Genomic DNA, 4,517 nt, shown 5'->3' with positions numbered 1-4,517 from the left:
GAAAGTATGAGAGTGAACCGAGACACATCCTTAAGTGCAACGCCAGAGGATTTTCCTCTGTTAGATACCTTAATGGAGTGGACTAGTGTGTCTTCATGGTGCTGTGGATCAGGCTATAATGTAGTTTGTCATTAAAATTAATAGCGATAGTGCCGAATTGATGATGGCTATATGTGAGCTGCATCAATTTAGAGGGGAGTATAGAATATGGGGGTAGTATGCCGTGCAAAGTTTGTGATGGACCTGGGGGGTTGCCGGTCCATTTTGGGGTGGGACATCGTGTTGAGCCCTTAGATGTTTCTAAAGAACTGAAACTACGATCAAAGAGCTTAAACTTAATTGCTAATACGTTTTCTACAATACCATATACATCGATTGTAGAGAGTCCTGGCCAGGACGTTTTGCATCTTTGTGTGAGTGATCAGGCAGGAGCGATCACTCATGAAAAGGTTCCTGGGATCTTTGAAAGTTTAAAAAGCCTTGCTACTGCTACGGTTGGGACCACTGAAGGGGTAGGTAACAAACATCGATTAAAGCGTCAGCTATTACAGCAAATGTATGATGTGGATAACCCCCAACTGATTGACATTATGAAGCACTTGGAAGATGGGAGGGCTAGTAGAGATGTTTTACAAGAATCGGCTGATGCTATAACACTTCTGGTAGAGGTCCAGGCAAAGCTATGTTCAGTAGACGAGCTTCCTGATCCATTAGTTGATCTAATAATAGATACTATGTTTCCTCCACCAGATTTGTCGCTGCTTATAGAATCTGGACTGTTGGAAAAACAAATTGTTTTATTACCTTCTGAGAGGGTGGTAGCTATGGGTAAAGGTGTACATGTTGATTTTAAAGCCATTCCATATTTGATCGAAAGGGATGGTAGTACAGTTTTTAATGTTGGTCTAGCGAGTGCCAAGGCATTTGATGAGAATGGGAACAGAGTTCTGCCGTATTGTTGTGCATGTTGTTCTGTAGAGAGAGAAGTGTTATGTGTGGATAAGGGTGTAACTATTAATGTCTCCGGCATTTCTTATGACAACTTCCCACAGGGACTATACAATCTTTCCCCGTATATCAAAAATGATACGGGGCTACAGGCACACCACATGAACATGCTGTACAATGTGGCGAGTATGGGGCGTAGTCAATCATCTGATGATTTGGAGAGACTAACAGAGGAAATGTTTCATGCTTTAGACGATGCAGGACTCAAATATGACAGCAATCTGATACCTTTACAGTTGAGATACGAGAAGAGCAATGCTTTATATGTCAAAGAAGAGAGAAGGCTATCAGAAGGATTGGGGACATACAAGACACTGCAAGAGACTCAAAAAATTGCCGAGCAGCATCTTGAGAGGGGCGCAAGGGTGAGAAGATCTATTGATCAAAGTCGGTACGAGGAGGCGGTGCAACGGAGAGAAGCGTGGATAACGCGCGTGCAAGAGGAAAACAAGTCAGCTTCTGAAAAGCTCCAAAAAATCAAAGCAGAAAAAGAAAGATTACTGACAAAGTTAGAAGCTAGAGCAATACCAGTAATAGGGGCCACTGCTATAGGTACCTCTCAGGTAGAGCAAGTAGTGATCAGGAAAGAGCCAGAAGTGATGACTGACCAGGTTCAGGCGTTTGTGCCTACGACTTCTGGTCCTGCAGTACAAGGAGAAATAACAGCACTCATGGAAACAGGACCAGATGAAACAAGTGAGAAGGGGGGGGCCAGGAGGAGGAGGAGAAGAAGAAAGACAACAAGAGCTCATAATGATCTAGCGGAATCAGCACAAACACCGTCAGGTAGTGACCCGGAACAAGCGCTTGTGCCTACGACTTCTGGTCCTGCAGTACAAGGAGAAATAACAGCACTCATGGGAACAGCACCAGGTAAAAGAACTGACAATAATGTTATGCGCAGTAACATTAGCCAAGACGATACACAAAGTAATTTTCAAAGCGTGGAAGGCAGGGAGGAAGAAAATAACCACATCAACGAACAACAAGAGCAGCGCGTTGTACTAGATCTACTGCAATGTGATTTGCAAATAATAATAAAAATGGTAAATAGCGTGCAGGAGGAGGTAGATAACAATAATAATATGACATCGACGTTGAAGCAGGAACGAGATTCGGCGTCTATTATGCTCATGAGTGCATGCACGAAAGTAGCAAATGCACAAAATGATCGACAAAGAAAAGCATTGAATAAAACGCTAGATTATCTAGAGGAAAAAATGCGCTCTGTTAATACACAAATAGGGACGCTACTAGATGAGATGCAGGAAAGACGAAGGGAATTGGCAGAGCTTAAGGCTGCCCAAGCTGTCCTAGAAGGAGAAATTAAAAAGATAAAAAGCGAGGTGGGTATAGAACACCTGAAACGCTATGAGAAAAGCACACTAGAGTCAGGACGGAACTCTGGAGAATTGAGCGGGAGTATAAGCCTGCGCAACGAGTCTAAACAAGCTCTCATAGAAAACATGATCGATAACTCAAAAAGCTGTGTGGCCAAGGATATGGATGAAGCAATGCACGAGCAGGGTAATGGGAGTTGGACGGACAGGGTCCAGCATCATCAAGGACATGTAGAATTGATAGGAGAGAACCATGAGGAGCACGGTAGAAACATACAGGATTTGATATCAAGAATAGAGAATGGAAAGCTTGAGAAAAATACGGTGATATGTTTAGAGCGCAAGCAATTTGGGGAGAATTTGGGTATGAAAGATGTCATACTGTTGTCAAAGATTGTTGAACACAATGAACGGAATCAGAGTGATCAAATTGTGCTACCTGAAGGGATGAGGGAAAGTCCTATATACCAAGACGCATTATTATACTCAAAAGCAAAGGAGCATGGTATCAAGGTGGTAGGAGTTGAGGGTAAGGGTTTTAGAGCATGATCAGCATTCACCTTCATATAATCAGTGTAGAGAAGACAGTATAATAACAACGCTAGAAGGCCTTGCACTTCGTCATGATAATGTGGTATGCGTTATTGGTGATGCTCATGTTCCAAGATTACAGAGGACGTTGAAGGCTAGTATTCCTAGAAGGTAGTGTTGTGTGTATTATTTGAATAGTAGTTATTCTGGTGTACGGAATCTTTTTGGAGTGCTACAATAAACATCAAACGTAATAACAAAGAAAAACACATGCCACAAAAGTCAGGAAAAAGAACAAGAGTCATGTACAAGGACGTACATATGATCAATCCTTTAATTGACATAGCGTTTAAGAAGATATTTGGAGTTGAGACGAATTCTGACATACTGATATCACTTTTAAACTCTATAGTATCTGAGGAAGATCAGATAAGCGAAATAGAGATATTAAATCCGTATAACGAAAGGAACTTTAAGAAAGATAAGCTATCTATTTTAGATGTTAAGGCAAGGAACAAGCATACGGGTACGTATTTTTTGGTAGAGATGCAGCTAGCAGATGAGCTAGACTATCACAAGAGAGGGTTGTATGGTTGGGCGAGAGTATACTCTAATCAGATAGGGGCATCAGTGAAGTACCGTGATCTGAAGAGAACGATAGCGATACATATATTGAACTTTACGGCAATAGACTATGAGAAGGAGAAGGGGTGGAGCGTATATGCACCGAACAAGTATCATCATAGATTTGTGCTGCTGGACAAGGATACACATGTAGGAGGATTTAAGGACATAGAGATACACACGATAGAGCTAAGCAAATACGGAGAGGAGGAGTCTGAAGATATAGATGAAGTATTAAGCAAAGCAAAGGAGATGCTAGACAAGTGGCTGGCGGTATTGACGAAGTATGCATTGATGGATCCGGAGAGGTTACCGAAGGGTCTATGGGTACCGGAGATGAAGAAGGCGTTGCGAGTGATGAAAGAGATGCAGATGAACGAAATAGAGAGGGAGGTGTATGAATCGCACTTAGCTTTTTTAAGATTTGAGGACTCAGCGTTTGAGAAGAGGTACTACGACGGAGTCGAAGAAGGCAAAGCGATAGGCACGGAGAAAGGGAGAACAGAGGAGAGGTTATCGATAGCGAGGAATTTGCTGAGTTTAGGAGTAGATGTAAAGAAAGTTAGGGAAGCGACTGGGTTATCGGAGGGAGAGGTTGATGTGCTTTTGGAGAAGGGCAGTTGAAGATTTTTTAAAGTATACTGAACTTAGGGTACCGTGGAGAAACGTCCGTAAATACACGCTAAGGAATTGAGAGATGTCTAGGCTTGCCCCTCGTAAGTTCGTAAGGGGAGCTATAAACTAGGTAGGATGGGGACTGTAAGGTATGCACAAACTCCGGCAAAATCCAGGGTGGAACTAGGCTGTCCATTCGTCAAAAGTCTAGATTTTGAATATCTGTATTAGAGTGCTGGTCTCAATTCCCGTACGATTTATGTTTTTTGCCAAGGCTTATGAGGACGTCAGCTTAAGTGTGTAAGTGAGGGTGATTTTATACCTTAATTCTATCTGGAAAGAAGATACAAAATTGGTTTAAGGCAAGTTGCCATTCCCTAATAGGCATTGTCCACTTTT

The 4,517-nt window shown here is 42.3% G+C and carries 2 protein-coding genes; both read left to right on the top strand.

Annotation, left to right across the window (positions count from 1 at the left end; genetic code table 11):
- Positions 1 to 218: 218 nt before the first annotated feature.
- Entirely contained in the window at positions 219 to 2,897 is a 2,679-nt protein-coding gene (locus EDM53_RS04440) for an AAA family ATPase (protein ID WP_130122461.1), read from the top strand.
- A 252-nt stretch (positions 2,898 to 3,149) separates the two neighbouring features.
- On the top strand, positions 3,150 to 4,127 hold the full coding sequence (locus EDM53_RS04430; protein ID WP_130122459.1) for an Rpn family recombination-promoting nuclease/putative transposase: 978 nt from the start codon (positions 3,150 to 3,152) through the stop codon (positions 4,125 to 4,127).
- Positions 4,128 to 4,517: the final 390 nt, after the last annotated feature.

Source organism: Rickettsiales endosymbiont of Peranema trichophorum, assembly GCF_004210275.1.
Taxonomy (GTDB): Bacteria; Pseudomonadota; Alphaproteobacteria; order Rickettsiales; family Midichloriaceae; genus RICK02.
The sequence above is the reverse complement of the archived record's forward strand: the minus strand, read 5'-3'. Positions and strand labels throughout refer to the sequence as shown.

Excerpts from the sequence above, each read along its gene's own strand:
- EDM53_RS04440 (WP_130122461.1), top strand. The coding sequence starts at position 219 with ATGCCGTGCAAAGTTTGTGATGGACCTGGGGGGTTGCCGGTCCATTTT.
- EDM53_RS04430 (WP_130122459.1), top strand. The coding sequence starts at position 3,150 with ATGCCACAAAAGTCAGGAAAAAGAACAAGAGTCATGTACAAGGACGTA.